The following is a 24,487-nucleotide window of genomic DNA, read 5'->3' on the forward strand; positions in this document are numbered from 1 at the left end:
TTGACCGGCACGAACGGGCACGAACGAACGCAAGCGAGCATGACCGAGCCAGGCGCACGCATTCGAAGCCGAACACAGCTCTTTATCGAAACAAAAAGAAGGCCAGCACCAAGCGCGGTGCCGGCCTTCATAACTACCGGGTTAGCGGAAGCTTAGCCGTTGATCTTGGAAACGATGCCGGAGCCAACGGTGTGGCCGCCCTCGCGGATAGCGAAGCGCAGACCCTCCTCCATGGCGATCGGGTGGATCAGCTCAGCAGAGATGGTTACGTGGTCACCAGGCATGGCCATGTCAGTGCCCTCAGGCAGAGCAATGGAGCCGGTTACGTCCGTGGTACGGAAGTAGAACTGCGGACGATAGTTCGAGAAGAACGGGGTGTGACGGCCACCCTCCTCCTTGGTGAGAACGTAGATCTCAGCGGAGAACTTGGTGTGCGGGGTAACCGAACCGGGCTTGCAGAGAACCTGGCCACGCTCGATGTCCTCGCGCTTAACACCACGAAGCAGGATACCGACGTTATCGCCAGCCTCGCAGAAGTCCATGGACTTACGGAACATCTCGATGCCGGTGGCAACGGAGCTCGAGGTTGGCTTGATACCAACGATCTCAACCGGGTCATTGATGCGAAGCTCGCCACGCTCAACACGGCCGGTAGCAACGGTACCACGACCAGAAATGGTCATGACGTCCTCAACAGCCATGAGGAAGGGCTTCTCGTTGTCACGATCCGGCGTGGGGATGTACTCGTCAACAGCACTCATGAGCTCGCGGATGGAATTCATCCACTTCTCGTCGCCATTGAGGGCACCAAGAGCAGAGCCACGGATGACCGGGATGTCGTCTCCGGGGAACTCGTACTCGGAGAGGAGCTCACGGGTCTCCATCTCAACGAGGTCGATAAGCTCCTCGTCGTCGACCATGTCGCACTTGTTCAGGAAGACAACGATGTAGGGAACGCCAACCTGGCGAGCGAGCAGGATGTGCTCACGAGTCTGAGCCATCGGGCCGTCGGTGGCAGCGATAACCAGAATTGCGCCGTCCATCTGGGCAGCACCGGAAATCATGTTCTTGACGTAGTCGGCGTGGCCGGGGCAGTCAACATGTGCGTAGTGACGATTGACCGTCTCATACTCAACGTGGGAGACGGAGATGGTAATACCACGCTCGCGCTCCTCCGGAGCCTTGTCGATGTTCTCGAATGCAGTGAAGTCGGCCTTGCAGCCCTCAGTCACCGAGAGAACCTTGGTGATAGCGGCCGTCAGGGTCGTCTTTCCGTGGTCGACGTGGCCGATGGTACCGATGTTTACATGCGGCTTGGTACGCTCGAACTTTTCCTTGGCCATGAAAGCCTCCTCCTTATGGTCGTCCCCGGATGGGACCTTCCCGTCTAACCGTAAGTGGCCCGGGCGGTATACCGATCGAGCCACTCGAGTTACCTTGGTAGCGGTGACTGGATTCGAACCAGTGACGCCACGGGTATGAACCGTGTGCTCTAACCAACTGAGCTACACCGCCAGCGTGGAGCCTGCGACCGGACTTGAACCGGTGACCTCTTCGTTACCAACGAAGTGCTCTACCGACTGAGCTACACAGGCACTTATACGGGTGGGAGCGCAAGGATTCGAACCTTGGTAGGCAGAGCCAACGGGTTTACAGCCCGTCCCCATTAACCACTCGGGCACACTCCCATGTCGTACAAGACCCGCTCGCGCGCCGACTCAGATGAACCCACGCGTCCGCAAGCAGAAGAATAGTACGCCGCAAGAATAGTGCCTGTCAACAAAAAAGCTCCAACACACGCCTTCGGGCGTATCCTATTGCGCGGAACCTCCATAACCTGCAAGGTGCGACATGTCGTTCTGGCTGCTCAAACATACAAGGTTGTAGGGGGTTAATATTAGTACACTTATCGTTCTTCAGGTATAGATTTGACGCCAAGTGCGGGCAAAAATGGTCGCAACGACACCAAAATGCACGCGCTCCCACTCACAACAAAGGCAAATGCAACAAGATGATCTGAAGCTGCGAGGCACTCAACGAAACCGCGAGGCCTTCAGGCATTCAACCAAGACAGATGATCAAAAACCGGGCATCGGAGATTTGAGCGAGCTGCAAACAAGGCATTCAACAAAGATAGATGATGCAAAACAGGAAGGCATGTAACAAAGGCATCGGATGCGAAACAGAGTGGCATCAAAACAAAAAACTCGGAGGCCGCACATAAGCCTCCGAGCTGCAATGCTATGGAGCCAGCGACAGGAATCGAACCCGCAACCCACTGATTACAAATCAGTTGCTCTACCGTTGAGCCACGCTGGCACGCCGATGAGGATACTTGAACACGCAATCCTGCGCAAGAGTGTGCCAGGCGAGCGCACGGTCAAGATCCCCTACGCCATATCCACTGCGGAGCTACGATCATGGTCAAGCTTGTAATTACCTCATGAAGACAGTGTCTCGGGTGTATCCCCTTGCGAAGCCACGCACATGTCCGAGCTATCTGAGCGCTCAGCACGTCCCTGATGAAGGGGTACCCCGCGCGCGAAGCTAGGCCCATGATCAAGCTGGCAGTCGGGGTAGCCTTGCTGCCCTTTGGCATATCCTATGCAGAGCCGTGTCCATGGCCAAGCTGCGCGAGCCGTTCACGCTGCTCTGGCGTTAAACGAGAACCAAGGGTGAGCTTCATGGCCGGAGCCTCATCTTGCACACGCTCGATCTCGCGATCAATCTGGCCGATTTCCTCCACAAGCATACGAGCCGAAACCCGAGTGACGCCTTTTCCCATCACGGTTGCCTGAATCACCCCGTCACTCGTTACAACCGAGCACGCCCGCCCCTCTTCGCGAGCCTCAATACACAGGCGCTGCACGACGGTATCTGCAGAAACTCCTGTTGGAGAAAACTCAATTTTAATACCTGCTTGCGAAAGATTAGGACGCTCTGAAGACACATTGCCTGCCCCGTCAAATACAATCACAGCCTCATACGAGGCTTGGGCAAAGGCGGCAACATCGGCAATCAAGGCAGTCCTGGCAGCGTCATACACATCCGTTGAATACGGCCCGTCTCCGCCATCAAACAACAAACGCTTATACCGAGGTGTGGCGTGAATCACGTTATAGCCGTCAACCACCAAAAGCTCCCGACGACCTGCAGCATTCATCCCCCGAGGAGGAACAGAAGTCCCCGAAGCATCGAGAGTCGAAAGGGCATTTCCCGAACCATAGGTTGCAGCAGCAACCTCTGAACGAACAGATCCCTCTCCAAAGCGTCGGGCCTTTGCTTTTGCGCGATTCTTTTTTGTCACACCTACATCTCCTTTAAACCCGGCTTTTTCTCATCAAGCCGTAGTCGAGTTACCCTCAGGCAGTGCGTCACGGTTTTGGCGCAGCCACTCATACGAGAGAACGGTCGCTGCCTGAGCAACATTCAAGCTCTCAGTAATCCCCCGTTGCGGAAGACGCACCAAATGATCGCAGCGCTCCTGAATGAGGCGCGACAAGCCTGAGCCCTCAGAACCCATTACGAGCGCAATTCTTCCCTCAAGCGAAGCAGACCAACAGTCGCCCTGAGCATGCTCGCTCGCCCCCACCACCCAAAAGCCAGCTTCTTTGAGCTGGTCGAGCGCGCGGGCTATGTTCGTAACGCGCGCAATGGGAAGATGCAAGGCTGCTCCCGCCGACGTTTTAAACGTACCGATGCCTACCCCTGCTGCACGCTTGGAGGCAATCACAACGCCTGAAGCACCGACGACCTCAGCAGAGCGAATGATGGCACCCAAGTTTCCCTCGTCGGTAACATGGTCAAGTACCAACACAAGAGCCGGGTCGGTGCCAGAATCTGCAATGATCTCTGAAAGATCCGCATACGGAAAGCTCCCCACCTCAAGCATGATGCCCTGGTGAGCCCCGTGGCTCGAAAGCGCATTGAGCACACTTCGATCCACGTATTCAATGGGAGTTCCTGCTGCAGAAAGCACACTCACAAACTCAGCTGTGCCAGAGTCGCGCTCAGAAGCTGCAACAAGCGCGCGACGAACGGGGAAGGAAACTTGCAGTGCCTCAGCGACTGCACGGCGTCCTTCAATGTAGAGGGTATCGGGCGCTTGGCTTTTTCTCGTGCTCTGTTGCGCACGCGAGCCGCGATTGCCAGCCTGTGCATGTGAGCTGCGATTTTCGCCCGGCATGCTACCAAAATCTTGAGCACGCTGCGTACCTTGCGAGCGATTTATGCTGCCTCTGCTCGCATCACGCCCACGATCTTGGACAGATCGCCCCCTTTGCAGGCGGTCGGGTCGCTTGTTTGACTGAGAGCGGCCAGAACGATCGCCAGTTTGTGTACGCCTCCCCTGCTCTTGGCGAGCGCCACTACCCGAACGGCTCTTGCCGCCTTGTTGTTTTGACTTCGCCATAGATCCTCCCACTACAGATTCTTTTCCCAGCTCATACGGAGCCAGAAATACAGTAACCACGTGCACGTCAGACTGCGTGCCAACCAAACCGAACACAGACCGATCTGGGCGCACATCAGACCGAGCGCACAACCGAACGGACAACCAAACGCACGACCAAGCACAGACCAGACCACACAACAGATGAGCTCAGCACAGCGGAATGTGTACGGAGTCCCCAACAGAACCAGAGAGCTCGCCCCTACTGCGCCCACTTAATACGCGAACCATGTGCCGTATCTTCAACCATCAAACCGATAGCGCCCAACTGATCTCGGATAGCATCGGCTCGAGCCCAGTCTCGCTCGGATCGAGCTTCTGCCCGAGCAGCAAGGATTGCCTCTGCAGCTTCGGCGGAAGTCTCACCAGAAAAACCAACGAGTTCCTGGGCAATACCAACAATCTCAGCAGGTACATCTGCTCCCTCGCGCACAGGAAGTTCAATGCCAATCGTGCTAAAAAGCTCACGGATCATCGCAGCCGTATTGGATGCGAGCGTCGGGTCAAGATGAGACCCCGCCTGATCAAGATAGGCATTCGCCTCGCTCACCAAGGAAAAGCAGGCAGCAAGAGCACCTGCCGTATTAAAATCATCATCCATTTGAGCAGCAAACTCAGCGCGAGCAGCCTTGATCGCACGCTCTAAGGTGCCCCCCAAAGACTCGGCGCTAACAACACCGTCTCGATCATCGTCTGTATCCGCAGCCTCGCGAGGCGCGGTCGCAAGATCACCCTGACCTGATCGTGAGGCAGCCCAAAGCAGGTTTTCCACCGTTCCAGCCACACGGGCGAGCGAATGCTCTGCGCCCTCCAGGCGCTCCCAAGAAAAGTCCAGAGGTGAGCGGTAATGCGTTTGAGCCATAAGCAAGCGCAAGGCAGCTGCGGAGTGGCGCTTAAGCACCTCTTCGAGGGTGAAGAAATTGCCCAAGCTCTTGGACATCTTTTCGCCCTCTACCAACAGCATCCCTGCATGCATCCAGATCTTTGAAAAGCCTGCATGCCAGGCACAGCTTGCCTGAGCACACTCGTTTTCATGATGCGGAAAAGCCAGGTCAGATCCACCGCCATGAATATCAATCGGAACGCCCAAGTAGCGGTGAACCATGGCGGCACACTCAGTATGCCAGCCGGGGCGACCCTCACCCCAAGGGCTCTTCCAACTCGGCTCTCCCGGCTTTACTGCCTTCCACAGAGCAAAATCAAAGGGGTCGCGCTTGCTCGTATTCTCTTCAATCCGGGCACCAGCCATGAGGTCATCAAGATGGCGACCAGAAACTGCACCGTAGGCAGGGTCGCTTCTCACAGAAAAATACACGTCGCCATTGCCCGGTGCGTACGCATGACCCTGCTCAATCAAGCGCTTGATCATCCCAATCATCGGACCAATCTCGCGCGTAGCTCGCGGACGAATATCGGGATCGAGCACGCCGGCGCGGCGCATGATAGCAATAAAGCGCTCAGCAAAGCTCTCAGCGAGCTCGGCGGGGTCTCGTCCCTCTTCTGCTGCGCGGTTGATAATCTTGTCATCCACATCAGTAAGATTTTGAGCAAAGGTAACTTCATAACCCGAGGCCATGAGCCAGCGGCGAATCACATCAAAGCTGATGAAGGTACGCGCATTACCAATATGAATATTGTCGTAGACGGTAGGCCCACATACATACATGCGAACCTTCCCCGCTTCAATAGGGATAAACTCAGCCTTTTCACGCGTCTGTGATGAGTAGATGCGCATAGTGCTCCTATCGTTTTTCCAAGATGCAAACTGCCCAGGCACCTATACCAGCGCCCTCGCCTTCCCAACCAAGACCTTCGGTCGTTGTTGCCTTCACGCCAATCTGGTCGAGCTCTACCCCAAGGGCGGCGGCAAGGTTTTTGCGCATAGCATCGCGGTGCGGAGTGATCTTAGGTTCCTGGCAAGCGATGGTACAGTCTGCATCAAGCAGCTCAAAGCCGAGTTGGCGAATGTGAGCCATAGCACGACCAAGCAACACAAGAGAATCGGCACCAGCAAAGGCAGGATCGGTATCTGGGAAAAGTGCTCCGATGTCTCCCGCTCGCGCAGCACCCAGCAGAGCATCTGCTAGCGCATGGGCAAGCACATCTGCATCGCTATGTCCAAGCAATCCGCGCTCATGAGGAATATCCACACCACCAATGATGCATGGTCGACCCTCCACCAGGCGGTGGACATCGTAGCCATGACCGATTCGCAGCCCTCCCATAGATCCCTTTCGCCTCGCCATCATGCCGTCGTCTAACCATGCAGGCTGCTGCTCACGAGCAAGCCCGCGTTGCTCAGCCAAATACCTTGCCATCATAACCCAGGCTGCATGCACACGAAGCGCAAGCTCAACGGGATACATCCTCGCACGACCAGCGACTTGAACATCGCCGAACTTGAGCGCCGTCGAGCTTGGGCACCGCCGAGCTTGAGCATCGCTGCGCTTATCCAAGACTTGGGAACATCCCCGTATCTTGCGCGCACTCAGCATCACTCATACGACCCAGCAAAATGGCAGTCACCGGGCGCAAATCCTCTGGCACCGTTACCTTTAAATTATCGCGCGGGCTTTGCACACAGAGCACCGAAGCTCCCATGCGCTCAACCAATGAAGAATCATCGGTTCCCACAAAGCCATCTGCTAAGGCTTGAGCGTGAGCTTGACGAATCGCATCGATTCCAAAGATCTGTGGTGTTTGAGCTGCCCAGTACATGCTACGCGGCGGAGTCTCACAAATCCGTGAGCCTTCAACAATCTTTAAGGTATCAATCGCTGGCTGACCGCACACAACCCCTGCCGCCGCAGATGTATCAAGCAGCACACTGATCGCGCGGTTAATAGCCTCGGTGGTAATGAGGGGGCGCGCACCATCATGAATCGCAACGTAGCGAAAGCCCTCCGGCACCGCCTCAACAGCGGCGCGCGTGGAATCCTGACGCGTTTCTCCGGAATCCGCAAAGCTAATGGGCGTGTGAATCTCAAAGGGGTCAATTGCGAGGGTGCGCATTTCGGCTCGACGACGAGGCGGACATACAACTACGATATGACCCACATAGGCAGAGCGATCAAAGGCCATGATTGACCAGGTCATCATAGGTTTTCCTGCAACACTTACGAGCTGCTTGCCGCCGGGATTGCCAAAACGCGAACCAGTTCCGCCAGCCGCAATAACTGCGCACACATCTCCCATTACTCTGATTCCCCGCGCTTTCCGCGCATGCGATACAGACTATCCGCCAAAATCGCAGGGTTATTCACGCCAAAGGCTCCCAGACGCTCCGGGTCGCTCCGAATATCGTTCATCAGATCTTGCAAAGATCCATACTCGTCCACGATCTTTTCTGCAACTCCATCGCGCACAACCGACACACGAGAGAGGGTACGAAGACCCAATGGAGTCAAGACAGAGTCCTCATCCAGGTTGTCGTAGCCCAAGACTTCCGCCACTCGTAAGGGATTGGTGAGTTCTTGAGCAGTCATCGAGAGGAGCTGGGCGCGAATTTCCTCTGCATTTTCTTCCGAAGAATCGGAGGCATAGTCGCGGATCATGAGGTCGTACTCGGCCTCCATGGCAGCTCCTGCCAGCTGCTCAAGCTGCATGCGCACAAGCTTTCCGCGCGAACCGAGCTTACGAATACTATCTTCAAGGCCAATCTTTGCCTGCTGCATAATCTCAAAGCTTGAAACAATATCGGTAATATCCGCCAGGGTAACGTAGTCGTCCAGCTCAAGAGCGGTGAGGCGCAAGAGCGAGCGATCGAGCGTGGTACGTGTGGTTTGCAAGGTGGCAAGCAGCTGATTAACCGAGTCCATAAGTGCGCTCACCGGCTGCAGCTCATAGCTCCGACCATGCACGTAGATATTAACCACCGCGCGACGTGCCGAGACAGAAATTACAATCGCGTCAGTTAAGACCGACATACGCGCCGCTGTACGGTGGCGCATGCCGGTTTCATTCGTAGAAAGGGACGGATCAGGATTGAGGTGGAAGTTAGCGCGCAAGATCTGTGTGAGATCATCATCAATAACAATCGCGCCGTCCATTTTTGAAAGCTCAAACAAGCGATTTGCCGTAAACGATATGTTGAGAGGAAAGCCGTCATTTCCCGAGGCAAGCACGTTTTCTGAGTCGCCAACACAGATGAGCGCACCCAAATGCCCAGCAATGATCATATCCAGCGCCGTGCGGATAGGCTGCCCGGGAGCAGTAAGGCGAATTGCCTTCTCCATGCGCTTCTGAGCATCGCTCTTATCCACCAAAAACCACCGCCAAACTCGCCAGCCAACCACAACTGATCGTATTTTCACACGGAACGCTGAAGGTCAGTCACCAGAATAGCAAGGCGCATACAGAAACCGGATTGCTCCAGTAAAAACGCGAATACCGTAAGCGGAGCGGCGCTCAAGCTCTCTTGAACACGCGCGTCCGGATGCAAATCTGACGTGGCACGCTGGCGCTATTTGGCGAGTTCGCACTCAACTTCCTCAAGTGAAGGGATCGACTGCTGAGCGCCCAACCTCGTTGTTGCAAGTGCAGAAGCACAAGATGCCCAGCTCAGAATCTCGCTCAACGGCATCTCTGCAGCAAGGCCTGCTACCAAAGCACCAATATACGTATCTCCAGCACAGGTGGTATCAATCGCACTCACGTTGCGAGCAGGCACCTCATGAATGCCCTCGGCCTCTCCTACCACCGAACCACGGCTACCTAAGGTAATGGCAACAATCTTTACGCCACGCTCCATAAACGTCTCAATAGCTTGGCGCGTGGTTTTCCCATCGCTTGGATACACGCCCGTTAAGATTTCACACTCAGTCTCGTTGACACACACTACGTCTACCGACTTCCAAATCTCTTCTGGAAGCTCAACGGCAGGAGCCGGGTTAATTGCAGTCATAAGGCCGAGCTTTCGGCCAAGCTCAAGCACTTCTAGGGTTGTTGTAAAATCGCACTCAAGCTGAGTTAACAAAATGTCACCCATCGTGGCAACGCGAGCTAAAGCTGCAGCCACATCAGGCGTGCGCAGAGCATGGTTTGCACCCGGATCAAGAATGATGCGATTATCTCCGCTCACGCGCATGATCATGGCAACGCCGGTGGGATACTGATCCAAACGCTCCACATTCGCGCAGTCAACATCTGCTTCTACTAGCGATGAGATAAGCTGATCGCCAAACGGATCGGCACCGGCAGCTCCTACCATGTAGGTCTCTGCGCCCATCCGAGCAGCAGCAACAGCCTGATTAGCTCCTTTGCCACCCGGGTTTGTAAAGAATCCCCTTCCAGTCATGGTCTCTCCTGCAGCTGGAATACGTTCAGCCTCAATAGTGAGATCCATATTCAGGCTTCCGAAGACAATGACACGTTTCATAAGATCCTCCTACTCGGACGGCACTACGCCAACCGTTGTCGCTACTACCATGATAACCGCTGCAACCGGGGAAATCCTTCGCGCGAGCTTGGCAATAAGCTGCATCGGCAAAGACACAATGCTCCCATCGGTACCTTCAGCTGCCGCAATTCCTAAAACCAAGGCAGAAATAAAACCAAGGTAGTAACGGCATATAGCATTACAAGGCAGCCGCTTAAGCGCACGCCAAGAAGATTAAGTGCCAGCGCCACTGCATCATTAATTCCCGGATCGATATCAATAATGATAGGGATCCTTTGTATGCAGAATCTTGCGCCTTCCTTTACAGCTTGACCGACATCACCTTCGGCCACATAAAGAGCTGTAACTTCATCGGCAAGTTATTAAAGTTCTTCCATTGGCTTTCTAAAAAATTGAAATCAAAAATCGTGTACAGCAACGGAAGCGTAACGGTAGATCCAGAAGCAAGCGTTTTATATTCAATGTCAGGAAAAGCCTCGGCCTCGGCCATCATATCGCTTTGATTTGCATAGGTCTCACCAATTACTAGATTGCTCGATCGAAGCTCATGTAAGGTAATTTCTTTGTCAGTCTGGTTTGTAACCGTAAGATCAACGCGCACCATGTGCCACGAGCTACTCACCTCGCCGTTTTGCCGGTACACATCAGGGCATAACTCCTGCGCCTCTTCATCGGAAAGCAGCTGATGGCTCTGGACGGAAATCAGCACGCCATCCCTGCCAGGATACTCAATCTGAGATCCCACTTCATACGTTTCGCGGGGCGGATTGGGAAACTCCTGAGCTAGAGCACGTGTGCGCATCGCAACAAATCCCCCACCGCCGCACACTAGAATTGCTATCACAACAGCTACTAGCACGTGAGTCCGCCGACGACGCCGTGCAAGAATCATAAGAACCTGATCGATCTCCTGCGTATTTTTCACGTTACTATCTTCTCGCCTTGAGGCTCTTAAACACAACCTATGCCTTCGTCTATGCAGAAGTGCCTATCGCCATTTACTTCGCCTGCTAAATAAAGAAGTCAATCGTTCGTAAGCGAAAAAAGAGAACCAACAATCCCGCCAACAAAGGTAAAAACCCGAGCACCATATGCACTCCAAAAACGCCAAGCAGCGCGTACTCCGTTAGACGATGCGCCATCAAAAGATTGGGGACGAGTACCGGCCAGCCGGTAAAGATCGCAATCGTGATATATCCCAACACAGCAGCCAAAGCGATGGGAACGCCAAATAAAACTGCAGAAAAACCAGCAAGCAAAGAGATGATTGAGAGCAGTACCAACTCAATGCCTATAAGCTGTACAGCTTGTTCAAGCCCCCAAGAAATCGGCTCTTCTGCTTGAAAAAACTCAAAGGCCTGCGGGGATATGACCGTGAGACTTAAACTGCCGCCAAGCATTGCAGCAATTGCCACACTCAAAACTCCCTGCCAAAGCACCTGGCACCCTACATATCCAAGTGTGCACAAAACTCGTTGCGCCCAATATGCTGCTCGACTTCCAGCCTTCATGAGGCGAACACGCTCAATATCTACATGCGGAGGGAGGAATGAAACCATAGCTCCAAATAGAATAATGACTAAGCTGCACAACCAAAGCACCGGAATTGAGAACGGGCGATCAGTCATGAGGTAATCTTCAATTCGAGCACCTCGAACAATATTGCACAATATATCTGAAGCAGCTGGAACTATCCCCGTGCGGGCGCGTAAATTTGCTGCAGATGCTAACGGCACAATGGTAGCCAGAACAACGGATCCTGCAGCTATACTTGGCCTGCTCAATATTCGGGAAGTCTTGCTCATCGTATTTCCCTTCGCGCTGCAAGTATAAGTGGAGCCTCCCTGGCGATAAAGTTGTACTTATTTGCAGAACAATTAGGGCGCATCAACTGCGAGCAGAGACGAACGATAGCAACACGCAACTGCTTCATGATGTGAGCTCATTTAATTCATCATCCACTTCATGTGTCTGCTCTACTTCAACAACTCGTCCATTCTTCATTTGAATAATGACATCGGATATTTCATCAAGTTCCTCACGGTCATGCGAAGCAACAATAACCAATGCTCCTCGATCCCGAGCTTCTTGTATGAGCTGCATAACAATAGCTACTGATCCATCATCTAATCCGTTAAAAGGCTCATCAAGCAGAATGAGACGAGGCTTCTCCATAAGAGCAGCAACGATGCCCACTTTCTGGCGCATTCCGAGAGAATACTTTTTTTGGCTTACGGCTCAGTGGATCAAGACCGATCCGCATCATGAGCTCCACGATATCCTTTTCGGTGACAACTTTTCTAATAGAAGCTAGCTCAAGTAGATAACGCAAGCCGCTATAGCGACGAATAACGCCAGGAGACTCAATCAAAGTTCCCGCATCTTCTGGAAATGAAAGTTCAGTACCCTCTCCAAGCATCACTCCATCAACTGAAATTGACCCACTGGTTGGCAAAATGAGGCCACATAACGCTCGTAATAACATGGTCTTTCCCGAGCCATTCTTACCGCGTAATCCATAGACCTTGCTCGAACAAAACGACAACGTAATGTCATCCAGCACAGTCTCAGCGCCAATTCGTTTAACTAGATGATTCACTGAAATATCCATACTCTTCATCCCACTTTCCAGCCAATAAATCATGCAACGAAACGGCGCTTAATAGATAGGGGTGTAGTGCTATTGATGCCCAATTATTGAAGTTCGGTTTTAGCTGCAAATAGAAGAGGCAAGGCTCCTACTACAGCAATTGTGGCAAGCATCATCGCAAGAGCCACCGGTGAACAATAAATATTTCTCCCTAAATCAATCAGTGTGATCGGCCCGAGCTGACCGAGGCCAAGAGCCGTCAGAAGTGTTTCAACGACATACATGCCAAGTATTGGCAAAAGATGCACAACCGCCCTGTAATCAGTAATAAATGTGACGGCAAGACCTAATGTAGCTATCAGGCCACCCGCAATGAATTGAAGTGCAATGCAAAAAAGAATCCACAAAGCCGGCGTTGAGATGAATAGTTCTGAAAAAAGCACCGCAGGTCCTGCCGGATGATGTCCCGAACCAATAATAGGACTGATAAATGGATAGCGAATAAGCACGAGCGCAAGACTCAACGCCGCTGGAAGGGCAGCAATTAAGCCACCAGAAACAAAAGTTGCCAGCCATTTAGAAAATAAATATGTCTTGCGGCTCACATAAGTACATATTTGAGCTCAATGGTCAAGCATGCTCCAACTTTCATGCTTCCTCCAAAGGAAGCTTTATCCAAGATGCACCTGCCTCTTCAGGCTTGTTCCACATAAGTCCCATGGTATCCACCGCAAAATACCAGGTAATACCCCTTCGATGTAAATCCTGTTCACGCACTGCAAAGCCAACATAGCCAGTCACAGATTCGCCTATAGCTAAAGGAGTTTTCCCCATGTCGTGGCCGAGACTACGATCCATAGAGGCAAGCGTTGTTGTACAGTACTCTGCTCCATAGCCGATACTCGTATTCTTGCAGGTATATAGCTCGCATGCCGATACAAGAAACTTATCGTATTCACTTGAGAGATTCTTTATCGTCAGCTCAGCGCGAACATATCAATGGTCATCCAAAAATGATCCTTCACTGTCTAACTCGGCAGGATCATCACGCAATAAGTGCATATCCTCAACAGGAACTAAAGGCAAGGCACCTAAATCACGGCTAATTTGTATGCTATGAACAGTCACTTCGTAACCCTGCACCTCATATGTTTCCCCGATAGACACCTCGGGAGGCATCACTTTTTGAGAACCCTCCTCTGGCGCTGGATTTATTCCCTGCCTAGAAAAATGTCCAAGTAGAGATGAAAGGGTGTTCCAATCTTGTCCGCCTTTATTTCCCTGCACAGAAAACCAAGTCATGCCAAGGACTAAAAGCGCGAGTATGATGCATGCAATTACACCAATTTTACGAAGTCACGTATTCTGCATAATCATACAAAACACCTACCTATACCTAGCTACCCTATTACGAATTAAGAACCGGCTAGGTACCAATATTTCTACTGTAACAGAACACGTAAATGGTCTATTTGTAATTAGCTATCTATTACTTTGAATGGAATTGCTCGTTCGGCAAACGGATGAGTAGGACTAGCTTATTGAAGCTACGTATTGCTAAATCGCCCGTACAAGTAAAGCAGGGTAATGAGATGACTTTCAATTTGCTCGCTGTAACACCCAACCGCTCAGAGTAGAAAAGCATCCGGCTACAGGTGCTGAGTAAAAACAGCTAATCATCTGTAGGTAAAGGGTGCTAATCTATAGGCATCATCGCAGATGAAGGCGCGATTTGTTGCACCTTTTATGTGTTACAACAGCTCATATGCCGCCTACATCTGAGGTGCATGGTGCCACATCCATGCCAGGTTTGCCGGCAGATAGGAGGAAGTCATGTCTCAGACCAAAATGATCCTCGACCTCGATACCGGAGTTGACGATGCCCTTGCCATTGCTTACGCCCTAGGTAGCCCCGAGATTGAACTGATTGGCATTACCGGAACATATGGCAATGTGCTCATGGAGCAAGGGGTACATAACAGCCTTGCCATCCTCGATCTTCTGGGGCACCCCGAGGTGCCAGTATTTCGCGGCATTGATCATTCTCGCACGACCTCTGGCTTTGAAGTGCTTGAGATCTCTGCTTTTATCCACGGTAAAAATGGCATTGGCGATGTTGAGATTCCGCCTTCACCGCGCACGGCCGATCCAAGAAGTGCAGCTGATTTCATTATTGAATCCGTGCATACCTACGGCAAAGATCTCGTGTATGTTCCCACCGGCCCGCTTGCTAATTTGGCAGCTGCCATTGAGCGTGACCCGAGCATTAAAACCAAGATTGGAAACGTTGTGCTCATGGGTGGGGCTCTCACGGTTCCCGGCAATGTAAATCCTTTTACCGAGGCAAACATCTCCCAGGATCCCGAGGCGGCTCACCTCGTCTTTACCTCAGGCATTCCTACGGTTATGGTCGGCTTAGATGTAACGCTACAAACGCTACTCACCTATAAAGAAACAGCCCGTTGGCGCGATCTGCAAACTGCAGCAGGAGTCTTTCTTGCCGATATGACCGATTACTACATCAAGGCCTATGAAACCACCGCACCACATCTTGGTGGCTGTGGCTTGCATGATCCTTTGGCTGTAGGAGTAGCTGTAGATCCAAGCCTGGTGGGCACCCACGCTATCAATCTCATGTGCGAGACCGAAGGGCCATCTCGCGGCAGAACCATTGGTGATCCGGCACGCCTCAACGATCCCAAGAAGAATACCGAAGTCTGCCTGACCGTTGATGTTAATCGTTTCTTGCATGAGTTTATGAGCCGCATTACCGGGCTTGCCACGCGCGCCTAGGCTCTACTCGCGCTCATACTCAGAAAGGATCACTATGTCTGGCACGACCTCACATGAAGACTATGGCTCCGCTCAGGCGAAGCGTGCCCTAGTGCCTCTTGTTTTTATCTTCATGCTCACTATTTTGTGTTTTCAAGCTTTTGGCTTTGTATTTCCCCAAATTGGTGAGGATTTGCAAGCTCCCGGGCAGGCCTCGCTCATCTCGGCAATTCCGGGCATCATTCTTGGAATCGTTTGTTTTGTATACGGCTCACTTGGAGACTTCTTCTCTTTGAAAAAGATGGTGGCAGTTGGGGTGACCTTACTGCTCATAGGGTCTGTTTTAGGCTTTTTCTTGCACGACAATATTTGGCTTGTGATCTTTGCTCGCTCACTACAAACCGCAGGCGGCCAGGTAGCTGGATCGGTATACCTCGTCGTGGCATCGCGCTACCTGAGCGGACCGGATAAGGTTGTCTTTTTTGGCATCTTTACGGCTGCCTATCAGCTTTCCACCGCGATCGGCATTGTAGCGAGCGGATATTTGAGCATGATTAACTGGGCGTATCTCTTTTTGATTCCCCTTGCGGCTATCCTTGTGATTCCAATTTTGCTCAAGAATCTGCCTGAGACCGTCGTTTCTGGCAGCCATATTGACGTGCTTGGCTTTTGCATCTTTGGACTTGCTATTGGTCTTTTAACCTTAGCGTTTAGCTATGGCTGGGCATACCTGGCTGGATCGGTCGTACTCTTTGTGCTCTTTGCCATTCACATCAATCGCAGCGCTGAGCCCTTTATTACACCAGCCTTCTTCCGCAATACTCGCTGGCTCATGGCAATTTCTCTCATACTCATCTTCTATTTTGTAAACTATTCAATTGCACCGCTTTGTAACGCAATTGGCGGCGCGGCATTCCAGCTGAATCCCGGCCAAGTCTCGCTACACCTTATGTGGAGCAACGTGGTTGGCTTTGTGGTTGGCTTTTCTTCCGGCAAGATTGTAGACAAACTGGGGCGCACCGCAACGATCCTACTTGCTGCAGGCCTCATGATTGCAGGTCTTTGCCTCGCAAGCTTCTTAGTGCAGGCGAATATGATCGCCTTAACTGCTGGTATCTGTCTCTTCTATGCAGGTCTCGGCATGCTGTACTCACCCGTTACCACCATGGTACTTGGCACTGTGGGAGAAGCAGAAATGGGTCGAGCCATTGGTATGAATGACCTCGTCATGAATGTTACGGCATCGGTTGGCATTACGCTCATTGGCGGATTGATGTCCTCTCAGGCGCTGGGCACCATGAGCATCTCGGGCGTGACTGGACCGGTTGCCACCTACGCAAATATCTTGCTCATCTGCGCCGGAGTTACCGCACTTGGTGTAGTCGCCTTCCTCTGCTTCAGAGGATCGATCAAACCAGAAGAACGTTAAGAGCTGGCGGGTTTTTGGGCTGCATCTGATTGGCTGCAGCTCATCAGCCAGATCTTCCTGATCACCTTGGCTGCACGTCTTCTGCGAAACGCGCTCAGGGCAAAGCCTCTGAAACAGAACTGCACCTCCTGAACATGGATCGTACTTCTTAGTCCAAGTTCGGAGGTGCAGTTTTTCGTAGCGTTCGAACTATGCCTGAACGCAGTATCGCAGCTCAGTGCGATCTCGCTTAGCGAGCGCCTGCTCCTATCCGCGCTGCTCCACCAGGGCCTGATACCGATCCGCTCATGGGAGCTGCAGCTCCACTCCTAGGTGCTGCCTCAAATCCGACTCCAAGCTCACCGGCTGCACGTGGGGCTGGAATCTCTCCTGAGCCATGGCGAAAGACAATGCCTCCGCCTTCCACATCGCAAAGCACGGTGTCTCCCGCATTCCACTCTCCCGCTAACAGCTCCTCTGAAAGCGGATCCTCAATGAGCGTTTGAATGGCACGACGTAAGGGACGCGCACCATTGGTGAGGTCAGTTCCTTCGGCCACAATCTTTTCGATCGCAGCATCAGTCAGAACAATATTCATGCCATTGGCAATGAGGCGCTGACGCAGATCGTCTACCAGAAGCGCCGCAATACGACGCAGGCTCTCACCCGCAAGCTTCTTAAAGACCACAATATCGTCAATACGATTTAAGAACTCAGGACGGAAGAGGCGCTTCAGCTCACCCATGGCACGGCTGCGAATCTCATCAGAAGTCAGACCCAGCTCACCGGTGGTGCCAAAGCCCACGCTAGCATCTTGGGCAATTTCGCGAGCTCCCACGTTAGACGTCATGATGACAACAGTATTGCGGAAGTCGATCGTCTTGCCCTGGCCATCGGTGAGGCGACCCTCATCGAGTACCTGCAAAAGGATATTAAAGATATCGGGATGCGCCTTCTCAATCTCATCAAAGAGCACCACCGAATACGGATGGCGGCGCACAGCCTTCGTGAGCTGGCCTCCCTCTTCGTGACCCACGTATCCCGGAGGGCTACCAATGAGCTTAGATACCTCATACTGGCTGGCAAACTCAGACATATCAAAACTAATGAGCGCGTCTTTACTACCAAAGAGATACTCGGCCAAGGTTTTAGCAAGCTCAGTTTTACCCGTACCCGTGGGGCCTAAGAAGATGAACGAGCCGCCCGGACGACGGGGATCTTTCAGCGGCGAGCGCGAACGACGAATCGCCTTTGATACGGCAGCAACCGCCTCATCTTGCCCAATGATGCGCGTCTTGAGCACGTTCTCGCAATTCAGCAGGCGACGCGACTCATCCTCGGTGAGTGACGACACGGGCACACCTGAGGTTGCAGAGACGATGTCTGCAATTTGCGCCACATCAATCGTCAGCGGATGAGCCTCAACCTCGCGCTGCCAGTCATTGCGAGCTGATGCAAGCGTAGCCTCGGCAGCCTTCTGCTCCTCTTTAAGCTCAGCAGCGCGATTCATATCATCAGCCTGCGTTGCCTTCTCTACCGCTTCAGCAAGCTCGCTCACTCGGCTTTCAGCCTCACGCACCTCACGTGGTGCCCGGTTTGCAGCTATCCGTGCGCGAGCACCGGCCTCATCCACCAAATCAATTGCCTTATCAGGCAAGAAACGATCCTGAATATAACGGCTTGATAAATGCGCTGCCGCTTCAATTGCTGCCTCGGTATAGCGAACATGATGGTGTGACTCATAGCGCGACACCAGTGCCTTCAAGATTTTGACGGTATCTTGAACCGAAGGCTCCTCTACATCAATCGCCTGGAAACGACGCTCGAATGCCGGATCCTTGGTGAGATACTTGCGAAACTCCTCTGCGGTGGTAGCACCAATAATCTGGAACGCACCACGAGCCAAGACGGGCTTTAGCATCGAGCTTGCATCAATCGAGCCTTCAGCCGAACCAGCTCCAATCAAGGTATGCATTTCGTCGATGAACAAAATGATGTCATCAGCCTCGGTGGCCTCTTGAATAACGTTTTTGAGTCGCTCCTCAAACTCACCGCGATATTTTGCTCCCGCTACCAGACCAGGTAAGTCTAAGGTCCAAATATTTTGATCGGCCAGATTATCTGGAACATTACCGGCTGCAATTTCTTGAGCTAAGCCCTCAACGATGGCAGTTTTGCCAACACCCGGGTCGCCTAAGATGAGCGGGTTATTTTTCGCCCGACGAGAAAGAATTTCCATCATGCGGGAGATCTCTTTATCACGGCCAATAACCGGATCAAGCTTGCCTTCGCGCGCTTGCTCCGTCAGGTTCGTACCAAACTGTGCAAGCGTGGAACCTTCCTCCCCTTGAGACTGAGGAGATCCACCAGAAAAGAAGGGCAGGCCAGCACCGGGACGACCCGATCCAGCGCCTGCCATTGGGCGCTTTCGACCCTGATCCTTTGCCGTCAGCCGCTCAATTGCCGTGCGCACCGCAGGAGCTGAGGTGCCCAGACGATTCAAAATATCGGTTGCCCGGTTATTGCCTTCAGACACAATGGCTAAAAGCAGATGCTCGGTAGACACGTAGGTTTGGTTATTCTCACGAGCAAGGCGGAAGCTGCGCTCCATAACCGCAATAACCGAAGGGGTAAAGGCAAGCTTTGCATGGGCAGATGCCTGAGCGCTTGCAGCTTCTGCGGCAGGCTCCTTGCTTGCCTGGTCAGAGACACCTTGCTCTGCAGATGCGCGCTTCTCAGAAGCGTCGCCCGTCTTGCTGGTGGCAGTGTCATGGCTTGTAATATCGGCATCGCTCGCCTCTGCATCAGATGCCTCACCAGCAGGAGCATCCGCAACCTGAGCTTCACCGCGCTCTTCTGCCGCTTCGGCCGCCGACGCATCAGCACCATGATCGGTGATCTTGCCAGAAGATAGCTCGCTATCCTCATCCTGCTCAGCGGATGCATCTCTCGCCTGGCTCTCTGCCTCAGCTTCATTTGCCTTAGCAGCTACCACAGCAGAAATATCTGAGTGCGCAAGCGATGATGCGCTCGGCTGCATACGATCCTTTGTGAGCTCCAACAGAATATCCTCATGTGCAATCTCGAGCTCGCGCAAGGCCTCAGCCGCAATACCTGAATCCTCTTTAGCAAGCGCCAAGAGCAAATGCTCTGTGCCTACCTTTTTAGAACCGAGCGCAATGGCCTCTTCTTTTGAGAGCGCCATGACCTTTCGCGCACGATCGGTAAATCTATCCAACATGAAAAACCCTCTTACATGCCCTGATGTTGCTATCAAGGTAGATGTTTACCCCAGACGCATGCCTTCAATTCATGCATACACAATGAAGGCCAGTGTAGGTGCACTCAATCGCGCGTGATCATGAGGTGAGCTGAGGGCTCCAGCTTGAACGAGGGCTCCAACGTGAGCTGAGAGCTCTACGTGAACTTTAGGATCCAACGCGAGCTGAGTGGCCAATGTGAACTTAGGGGCTCCATCGTGAACTGAGAGCCCAGCGTGAACTTAGGGCTCTAACACAACCGAGCGCTGATCAGTAGTAATGAGGTCTTCGAGCACAATCTGAGCCTTAAAATGGCGCTTAAGCCGCTCAGCCAAAACCCGTACCGCCTCTTTCGCATCATCTGCACGGTCAGGCTCTATGCACTCAAAAATGATCACCACGTTTTTCGTTGCGTCACCCAGCTCAGTTCGCTGGCAGTCGCGCCAATTCCAGCATCTGCTCGTGGCTCCAGCCTCGTCCACATACGCAAGCTCGCCCGGAAGCGTTGGATCATTCTCCTCCTCACCAATAGGCAAGAAGCTGTCTCCGCCTTCGGTTACCTTCAGCAGATAATCGCCCTCAATCCGATCCAGATCAAAGCCACCAATAGGAAAGGCATAGGAGAGCGAGACCGCATTACAGAGATCTACTGAGGGTGAGATGGAGCCAACCGGCCGTCCCTTTAATACACGCTTCAGCAGATTTTCAAATGCGCTGCGAACTCCTCGTTTGGTTTTGAACCGCCGGTATGCTTCGCGCCAGATACGCACCGGAGCATTCTCCGAAATAACCTCACTGGTTAAGAATCGCTCAGCCTGGCGATTAGCCTTTGCCAGCATGGCTGCGAGCTCCTCCCGATCCTCTTCGGGCATTTCAGTCCCGTCAATAAGATCCCGGGCCACCACAACACCAATGATTGCCTCGGGGAAAAGCTCCCAAAACGATTCCTCGCAAATCAGCTGTTTCATGATGCTCCCTTCAAACCATGCTATCGCTCAAGGCTTCGAATGCTTAGGACTCCAGATGCTCGCAGTCCCGAACCCCTCGAACTTTTTGAGCGCCATCCACTCGAACTCCAAATCCCCAGGGCTTCGGACACGCAAGCTCCCCCATGGCCTCCCACGATACCTGTTAAACCTTGGTAAGGATGCGCGCTCTGCCCACCTGAATACGCCCTGCCGTTCACCGACAGTTTTGCCCCGTTCACGGATCACCGTTTTAGGCCACTTGACCCCTGACCTCGTCAGTTCTATTTAATATATTAATATATTCATATGCGAACTACAGACCACCAGATGAAGCGTTGAAAGTACGAAGCGTTAGAAAGTGCGGCTCATGACTCACACCTTTGAAATCACCGACGAGCTTCTCTTAGATGGCAAGGCGTTCAAGATCATGGCCGGTGCCATTCACTACTTTCGTGTCCACCCCACCGACTGGTATCACTCGCTGTACAACCTCAAAGCGCTTGGCTTTAACACCGTTGAGACCTATGTACCGTGGAATCTGCATGAGCCAACGCCCGATATCTTTAATTTTGAGGGCATCTGCGACCTTGAGGCCTTCCTCGATATGGCCGCTGAACTTGGACTCTTTGCCATTGTGCGCCCCTCTCCGTATATCTGCGCTGAGTGGGAGTTTGGCGGCATGCCAGCCTGGCTGCTCGCCGATCGCTCTATGCGCCCGCGCTCGCGCGATGAGCGCTTTCTTGCTCGAGTAGCAAGCTATTATGATGAACTCATGGCTCGCCTGCGCCCACACCAACTTGATGCTGGTGGCAACATCATCATGATGCAGGTAGAAAACGAATATGGCTCCTATTGTGAGGACAAGCACTATCTGAACGCGATTCGCGAGATGATGATTGCTCGCGGCATTACCGTTCCCCTGTGCACCTCAGATGGCCCTTGGCGAGCCTGCCTTCGTGCTGGCTCCCTCATCGATCAGGACGTTTTGCCCTGTGGCAATTTTGGCTCTCGCGCCCATGAAAACTTTGCTGAGCTTGCGCGCTTTCATCGTGAGCACCAGAAAACCTGGCCGCTCATGTGCATGGAGTTTTGGGATGGCTGGTTCAACCGTTGGGGCGAGGAAGTCATTCGTCGCGACCCAGAAGAGCTCGATGAAGCTGTTGGTGAGGTCTTAGACGAGGGCAGCATTTGCCTCTATATGTTTCATGGCGGCACCAATTTTGGCTTTATGAATGGCTGCTCGGCTAGGCTCCAGCTTGATCTTCCGCAGGTCACCTCGTATGACTACGATGCTCCCTTAGATGAACAGGGCAACCCCACTCCGAAGTACTATGCCTTAGCTTCAATGCTTAAGAAGCGCTTCCCCGAACTTGAGCAGAGCGAACCGCTCATTAAAAAGTCCTTGCCCGCCCGTGTACTCACACGCCAGGTGAATACTGACCTTTTTGAAAATCTTGAGGCTGCAACTCATACCTATCATGACCTCTACACCCATCCCATGGAGGATCTGGGGCAAAACCTCGGCTATATCTTGTATCGCACACAGATTGAACGAGATAGTACCGAGCCTGAGCACCTGCGCGTCATTGATGCGCGCGACCGCATTCATGTCTTTGTAAACGGCGAGCTGGTAGCCACTCAGTATCAAACTGAAATTGGCGAAGATATCATGGCCGAACTCAAAGACGGCAACAACCAGCTGGATATTCTTGTTAAGAATATGGGTCGCGTGAACTATGGACACAAACTCCTAGCCGATACCCAGCGCAAGGGCATTCGAACGCGCGTCTGCGCAGACCTGCATTTTATTTCCAACTTTGAACACTACGGCTTTGACCTCACGGTACTGCCACGCTTGAACTTTACCGAGAACAAGCCGTGCAAGACCCCAAGCTTTCACCGCTTTGAGGTCACCTTATCTGAAGATGAAATCCTCGATACCAATCTTGATCTCACGGGCTTTGGCAAGGGCGTAGCCTTCGTCAATGGGCAAAACGTCGGAAGGTTCTGGGAGTGCGGTCCCATTCGCTCGCTCTATGTTCCTCACGGCATGCTGCATGCCGGCACGAATGAGATCGTCATTTTTGAAACCGAAGGCGTCTATCGGGATCAGCTCGCCCTGAGTCCCGCTGTCGTATACGAACCCGTAGCTGAGTAGGGAGCTGAGTGAAGTGATTGTTGGAACACGTATTGATTTTCGTTTGATTCATGGCCAGGTTGCTAATCTTTGGGCCAATGCCCGCCAGGTTGAGCGCTTCTTGGTTGTGGATGATGAGGTAGCAGAGGATACCCTGCAAAAGCAGGTGCTCCGCATGGCAACCCCGAGCACCATTCGCCTCTCTGTGCTTCCCGCAGAAAAGGCAGCGGCCAATATCTTGGCTAGAAAATACGATGCTACGCGCCTCTTCATTGTGGTGAAAAAGCCCGCCGTGCTCGTTCGCCTTATGAAGGCTGGCGTGAAGTTTGACGAGATCATCGTTGGCAATATGACCACCACCGAAGAAGTGCGCCGTGTTGGCCTCAATATCGGTCTTGATGCAGGCGACGTAGAAGCCTTCGGTGAGCTTGCTGCAGCTGGCATCCCCATGGTGTCTCAGCTTGTTCCCTCTAATAACCCCGAAGTTTTCAAGCTCTAAACCGGAGCCTCTCCCCCGTGCGCACGGGGGTAGTCATAGCTCATCTGCAACCCGCCCGGCTATCGGGCACAAGAAAAAGGAAGGGCAAGATGATCGCTTGGTGGCAAATCCTTCTGCTCACGCTGTTGCGGCATACCAGATCATGGACGAACTGAGCCCGTACACCTCAGCAGGCCAGGCTGTATTCGCCGGCCTCGTGAGTGGCCTCGTCATGGGAGACCTCACAACTGGTCTCTATATCGGTGGAGCTATGCAGCTCACCGTCCTGGGCGTAGGCACCTTCGGTGGCTCCTCGCGCATTGATGCCAACTCAGGAACGGTAATCGCTACCGCCTTTGCCGTTGCGTCCTCCATGGATCCGCAGCAGGCGTTCGCTGTTATTGCGACACCGGTTGCGGCACTCATGACCTATACCGACATCATTGGCCGCTTCTCCGATACCTTCTGGGCGCATCGCTGCGACGCAGACGTTGAGAACATGGCATGGGGAAGCTATAACTTCCACTACCTCATGGGCGGCGTCTCCTGGATGCTCTCTCGTGCTTTGCTGGTATTCTTGGCCCTCGCCTTTGGTCAAAACCTCATCGACCCGGTCGTAGCTGCCTTAAATGGCGATCCTGCCTGGCTTGGTAAGGGTCTTACGGTTGCTGGCGGCACTTTGCCTGCTGTTGGTTTTGCAATCCTGCTTCGGTATCTGCCGGTTAAAAAGCACGTTGCTTACCTTTTGCTTGGCTTTGCAACCACGGCCGTGTTCGTCACCCTCTTTGGTTATATCGGCAGCCTGAATGCTGACATTGCAGCTGTTGGTGGCCTAGTTGATGGCGCTCAGCTCACCGGCCAGTACAACGGTTTGCCCATGCTGTTGGTGGCCTTGATCGGCCTCGCCCTATCACTGATCTACTACAAGAGCGACCAGGCTGCTCCTGCTGTTCAGGCTACTGCGGCAGTCGAGATCGGAGATGACGATGACGAGCTCTAATGTGACAAAGCTGCCCAACGGCACAA

At 52.9% G+C, this 24,487-nt stretch carries 22 protein-coding genes and 4 tRNA genes; 5 read left to right on the top strand and 21 right to left on the bottom strand.

The features are described 5' to 3' along the window. Positions 1-152: 152 nt before the first annotated feature. The 19 genes from tuf to K6V98_RS03480 all read right to left on the bottom strand — a co-directional run bounded on the left by tuf (position 153) and on the right by K6V98_RS03480 (position 13,740). The gene (tuf, locus tag K6V98_RS03390) at positions 153-1,343 is read right to left on the bottom strand and encodes an elongation factor Tu (RefSeq protein ID WP_222199128.1); all 1,191 of its coding nucleotides are present in this window, start codon (positions 1,341-1,343) and stop codon (positions 153-155) included. 95 nt (positions 1,344-1,438) lie between these two features. Next, positions 1,439-1,515 (bottom strand) — tRNA-Met (locus K6V98_RS03395). Positions 1,516-1,519: 4 nt separating this feature from the next. After that, positions 1,520-1,595: transfer RNA gene (locus K6V98_RS03400), tRNA-Thr, on the bottom strand. 11 nt (positions 1,596-1,606) lie between these two features. Further along, positions 1,607-1,688, bottom strand: a tRNA-Tyr gene (locus tag K6V98_RS03405). Positions 1,689-2,244: 556 nt separating this feature from the next. Next, positions 2,245-2,319: transfer RNA gene (locus K6V98_RS03410), tRNA-Thr, on the bottom strand. A 283-nt stretch (positions 2,320-2,602) separates the two neighbouring features. Beyond that, complete coding sequence (locus tag K6V98_RS03415; RefSeq protein ID WP_222199129.1) at positions 2,603-3,307, bottom strand: NYN domain-containing protein; 705 nt, start codon at positions 3,305-3,307, stop codon at positions 2,603-2,605. 33 nt (positions 3,308-3,340) lie between these two features. Next, entirely contained in the window at positions 3,341-4,411 is a 1,071-nt protein-coding gene (gene rlmB, locus K6V98_RS03420; protein ID WP_222199130.1) for a 23S rRNA (guanosine(2251)-2'-O)-methyltransferase RlmB, read from the bottom strand. A 241-nt stretch (positions 4,412-4,652) separates the two neighbouring features. Continuing rightward, positions 4,653-6,185 (bottom strand): cysteine--tRNA ligase, encoded by a 1,533-nt coding sequence (gene cysS, locus K6V98_RS03425; RefSeq protein ID WP_222199131.1) that lies wholly within the window; start codon positions 6,183-6,185, stop codon positions 4,653-4,655. Positions 6,186-6,192: 7 nt separating this feature from the next. Then, positions 6,193-6,675, bottom strand: a complete 483-nt coding sequence (gene ispF / locus K6V98_RS03430) for a 2-C-methyl-D-erythritol 2,4-cyclodiphosphate synthase (RefSeq protein WP_222199295.1) — start codon at positions 6,673-6,675, stop codon at positions 6,193-6,195. Positions 6,676-6,898: 223 nt separating this feature from the next. Further along, the gene (gene ispD / locus K6V98_RS03435; RefSeq protein WP_222199132.1) at positions 6,899-7,645 is read right to left on the bottom strand and encodes a 2-C-methyl-D-erythritol 4-phosphate cytidylyltransferase; all 747 of its coding nucleotides are present in this window, start codon (positions 7,643-7,645) and stop codon (positions 6,899-6,901) included. Further along, on the bottom strand, positions 7,645-8,685 hold the full coding sequence (gene disA / locus K6V98_RS03440; protein ID WP_222199296.1) for a DNA integrity scanning diadenylate cyclase DisA: 1,041 nt from the start codon (positions 8,683-8,685) through the stop codon (positions 7,645-7,647). The genes ispD and disA overlap by 1 nt, the downstream gene beginning before the upstream one ends. 227 nt (positions 8,686-8,912) lie before the next feature. Beyond that, positions 8,913-9,827 carry a ribokinase gene (rbsK, locus tag K6V98_RS03445; protein ID WP_222199133.1) on the bottom strand — a complete coding sequence of 305 codons (915 nt, stop codon included), beginning with the start codon at positions 9,825-9,827 and terminating at the stop codon, positions 8,913-8,915. A gap of 322 nt (positions 9,828-10,149) precedes the next feature. Beyond that, positions 10,150-10,773: a hypothetical protein gene (locus K6V98_RS03450; protein ID WP_222199134.1), complete on the bottom strand. Its 624-nt coding sequence runs from the start codon at positions 10,771-10,773 to the stop codon at positions 10,150-10,152. A gap of 85 nt (positions 10,774-10,858) precedes the next feature. Beyond that, positions 10,859-11,653 carry a hypothetical protein gene (locus K6V98_RS03455; RefSeq protein ID WP_222199135.1) on the bottom strand — a complete coding sequence of 265 codons (795 nt, stop codon included), beginning with the start codon at positions 11,651-11,653 and terminating at the stop codon, positions 10,859-10,861. Positions 11,654-11,777: 124 nt separating this feature from the next. Beyond that, complete coding sequence (locus K6V98_RS03460; protein ID WP_222199136.1) at positions 11,778-12,056, bottom strand: P-loop NTPase family protein; 279 nt, start codon at positions 12,054-12,056, stop codon at positions 11,778-11,780. Further along, entirely contained in the window at positions 11,995-12,459 is a 465-nt protein-coding gene (locus K6V98_RS03465; RefSeq protein ID WP_222199137.1) for an ABC transporter ATP-binding protein, read from the bottom strand. The genes K6V98_RS03460 and K6V98_RS03465 overlap by 62 nt, the downstream gene beginning before the upstream one ends. A gap of 83 nt (positions 12,460-12,542) precedes the next feature. Continuing rightward, a complete protein-coding gene (locus K6V98_RS03470; protein ID WP_222199138.1) occupies positions 12,543-13,043 on the bottom strand; it encodes a hypothetical protein in 501 nt (166 codons plus the stop codon). Positions 13,044-13,086: 43 nt separating this feature from the next. Continuing rightward, complete coding sequence (locus K6V98_RS03475; protein WP_222199139.1) at positions 13,087-13,239, bottom strand: hypothetical protein; 153 nt, start codon at positions 13,237-13,239, stop codon at positions 13,087-13,089. A gap of 195 nt (positions 13,240-13,434) precedes the next feature. Further along, positions 13,435-13,740, bottom strand: coding sequence for a hypothetical protein (locus K6V98_RS03480; RefSeq protein ID WP_222199140.1), 306 nt, complete (start codon positions 13,738-13,740; stop codon positions 13,435-13,437). Between the two features lie 531 nt (positions 13,741-14,271). Here K6V98_RS03480 and K6V98_RS03485 point away from each other — a divergent pair. After that, positions 14,272-15,231, top strand: a complete 960-nt coding sequence (locus K6V98_RS03485) for a nucleoside hydrolase (protein WP_222199141.1) — start codon at positions 14,272-14,274, stop codon at positions 15,229-15,231. A 34-nt stretch (positions 15,232-15,265) separates the two neighbouring features. Further along, on the top strand, positions 15,266-16,639 hold the full coding sequence (locus K6V98_RS03490; RefSeq protein WP_222199142.1) for an MFS transporter: 1,374 nt from the start codon (positions 15,266-15,268) through the stop codon (positions 16,637-16,639). Positions 16,640-16,868: 229 nt separating this feature from the next. On the opposite strand, the gene K6V98_RS03495 is transcribed toward K6V98_RS03490, so the two are convergent. Together K6V98_RS03495 and K6V98_RS03505 are read right to left on the bottom strand one after the other, a co-directional pair. Continuing rightward, positions 16,869-19,859 carry an ATP-dependent Clp protease ATP-binding subunit gene (locus K6V98_RS03495; RefSeq protein WP_306792729.1) on the bottom strand — a complete coding sequence of 997 codons (2,991 nt, stop codon included), beginning with the start codon at positions 19,857-19,859 and terminating at the stop codon, positions 16,869-16,871. A gap of 261 nt (positions 19,860-20,120) precedes the next feature. Next, positions 20,121-20,846, bottom strand: a complete 726-nt coding sequence (locus tag K6V98_RS03505; protein ID WP_222199143.1) for a B3/B4 domain-containing protein — start codon at positions 20,844-20,846, stop codon at positions 20,121-20,123. 367 nt (positions 20,847-21,213) lie between these two features. On the opposite strand from K6V98_RS03505, the gene K6V98_RS03510 reads away from it, so the two are divergent. From K6V98_RS03510 to K6V98_RS03520, 3 genes are all read left to right on the top strand, one after another. Then, complete coding sequence (locus tag K6V98_RS03510; RefSeq protein WP_222199144.1) at positions 21,214-23,004, top strand: glycoside hydrolase family 35 protein; 1,791 nt, start codon at positions 21,214-21,216, stop codon at positions 23,002-23,004. A gap of 13 nt (positions 23,005-23,017) precedes the next feature. After that, entirely contained in the window at positions 23,018-23,482 is a 465-nt protein-coding gene (locus tag K6V98_RS03515) for a PTS sugar transporter subunit IIB (protein ID WP_222199145.1), read from the top strand. Between the two features lie 100 nt (positions 23,483-23,582). Further along, on the top strand, positions 23,583-24,461 hold the full coding sequence (locus K6V98_RS03520) for a PTS mannose/fructose/sorbose/N-acetylgalactosamine transporter subunit IIC (RefSeq protein WP_442779802.1): 879 nt from the start codon (positions 23,583-23,585) through the stop codon (positions 24,459-24,461). Positions 24,462-24,487 lie beyond the last annotated feature (26 nt).

This window comes from Collinsella ureilytica (genome assembly GCF_019795105.1).
Lineage (GTDB): Bacteria > Actinomycetota > Coriobacteriia > Coriobacteriales > Coriobacteriaceae > Collinsella > Collinsella ureilytica.

Excerpts from the sequence above, each read along its gene's own strand:
- ispD (WP_222199132.1), bottom strand. The coding sequence starts at position 7,645 with ATGGGAGATGTGTGCGCAGTTATTGCGGCTGGCGGAACTGGTTCGCGT.
- rbsK (WP_222199133.1), bottom strand. The coding sequence starts at position 9,827 with ATGAAACGTGTCATTGTCTTCGGAAGCCTGAATATGGATCTCACTATT.
- K6V98_RS03510 (WP_222199144.1), top strand. The coding sequence starts at position 21,214 with ATGACTCACACCTTTGAAATCACCGACGAGCTTCTCTTAGATGGCAAG.
- K6V98_RS03485 (WP_222199141.1), top strand. The coding sequence starts at position 14,272 with ATGTCTCAGACCAAAATGATCCTCGACCTCGATACCGGAGTTGACGAT.
- rlmB (WP_222199130.1), bottom strand. The coding sequence starts at position 4,411 with ATGGCGAAGTCAAAACAACAAGGCGGCAAGAGCCGTTCGGGTAGTGGC.
- tuf (WP_222199128.1), bottom strand. The coding sequence starts at position 1,343 with ATGGCCAAGGAAAAGTTCGAGCGTACCAAGCCGCATGTAAACATCGGT.
- K6V98_RS03460 (WP_222199136.1), bottom strand. The coding sequence starts at position 12,056 with ATGCGCCAGAAAGTGGGCATCGTTGCTGCTCTTATGGAGAAGCCTCGT.
- cysS (WP_222199131.1), bottom strand. The coding sequence starts at position 6,185 with ATGCGCATCTACTCATCACAGACGCGTGAAAAGGCTGAGTTTATCCCT.
- K6V98_RS03490 (WP_222199142.1), top strand. The coding sequence starts at position 15,266 with ATGTCTGGCACGACCTCACATGAAGACTATGGCTCCGCTCAGGCGAAG.
- K6V98_RS03505 (WP_222199143.1), bottom strand. The coding sequence starts at position 20,846 with ATGAAACAGCTGATTTGCGAGGAATCGTTTTGGGAGCTTTTCCCCGAG.
- K6V98_RS03455 (WP_222199135.1), bottom strand. The coding sequence starts at position 11,653 with ATGAGCAAGACTTCCCGAATATTGAGCAGGCCAAGTATAGCTGCAGGA.
- disA (WP_222199296.1), bottom strand. The coding sequence starts at position 8,685 with ATGGAGAAGGCAATTCGCCTTACTGCTCCCGGGCAGCCTATCCGCACG.
- K6V98_RS03495 (WP_306792729.1), bottom strand. The coding sequence starts at position 19,859 with ATGTTGGATAGATTTACCGATCGTGCGCGAAAGGTCATGGCGCTCTCA.
- K6V98_RS03480 (WP_222199140.1), bottom strand. The coding sequence starts at position 13,740 with ATGACTTGGTTTTCTGTGCAGGGAAATAAAGGCGGACAAGATTGGAAC.
- ispF (WP_222199295.1), bottom strand. The coding sequence starts at position 6,675 with ATGGGAGGGCTGCGAATCGGTCATGGCTACGATGTCCACCGCCTGGTG.
- K6V98_RS03465 (WP_222199137.1), bottom strand. The coding sequence starts at position 12,459 with ATGGATATTTCAGTGAATCATCTAGTTAAACGAATTGGCGCTGAGACT.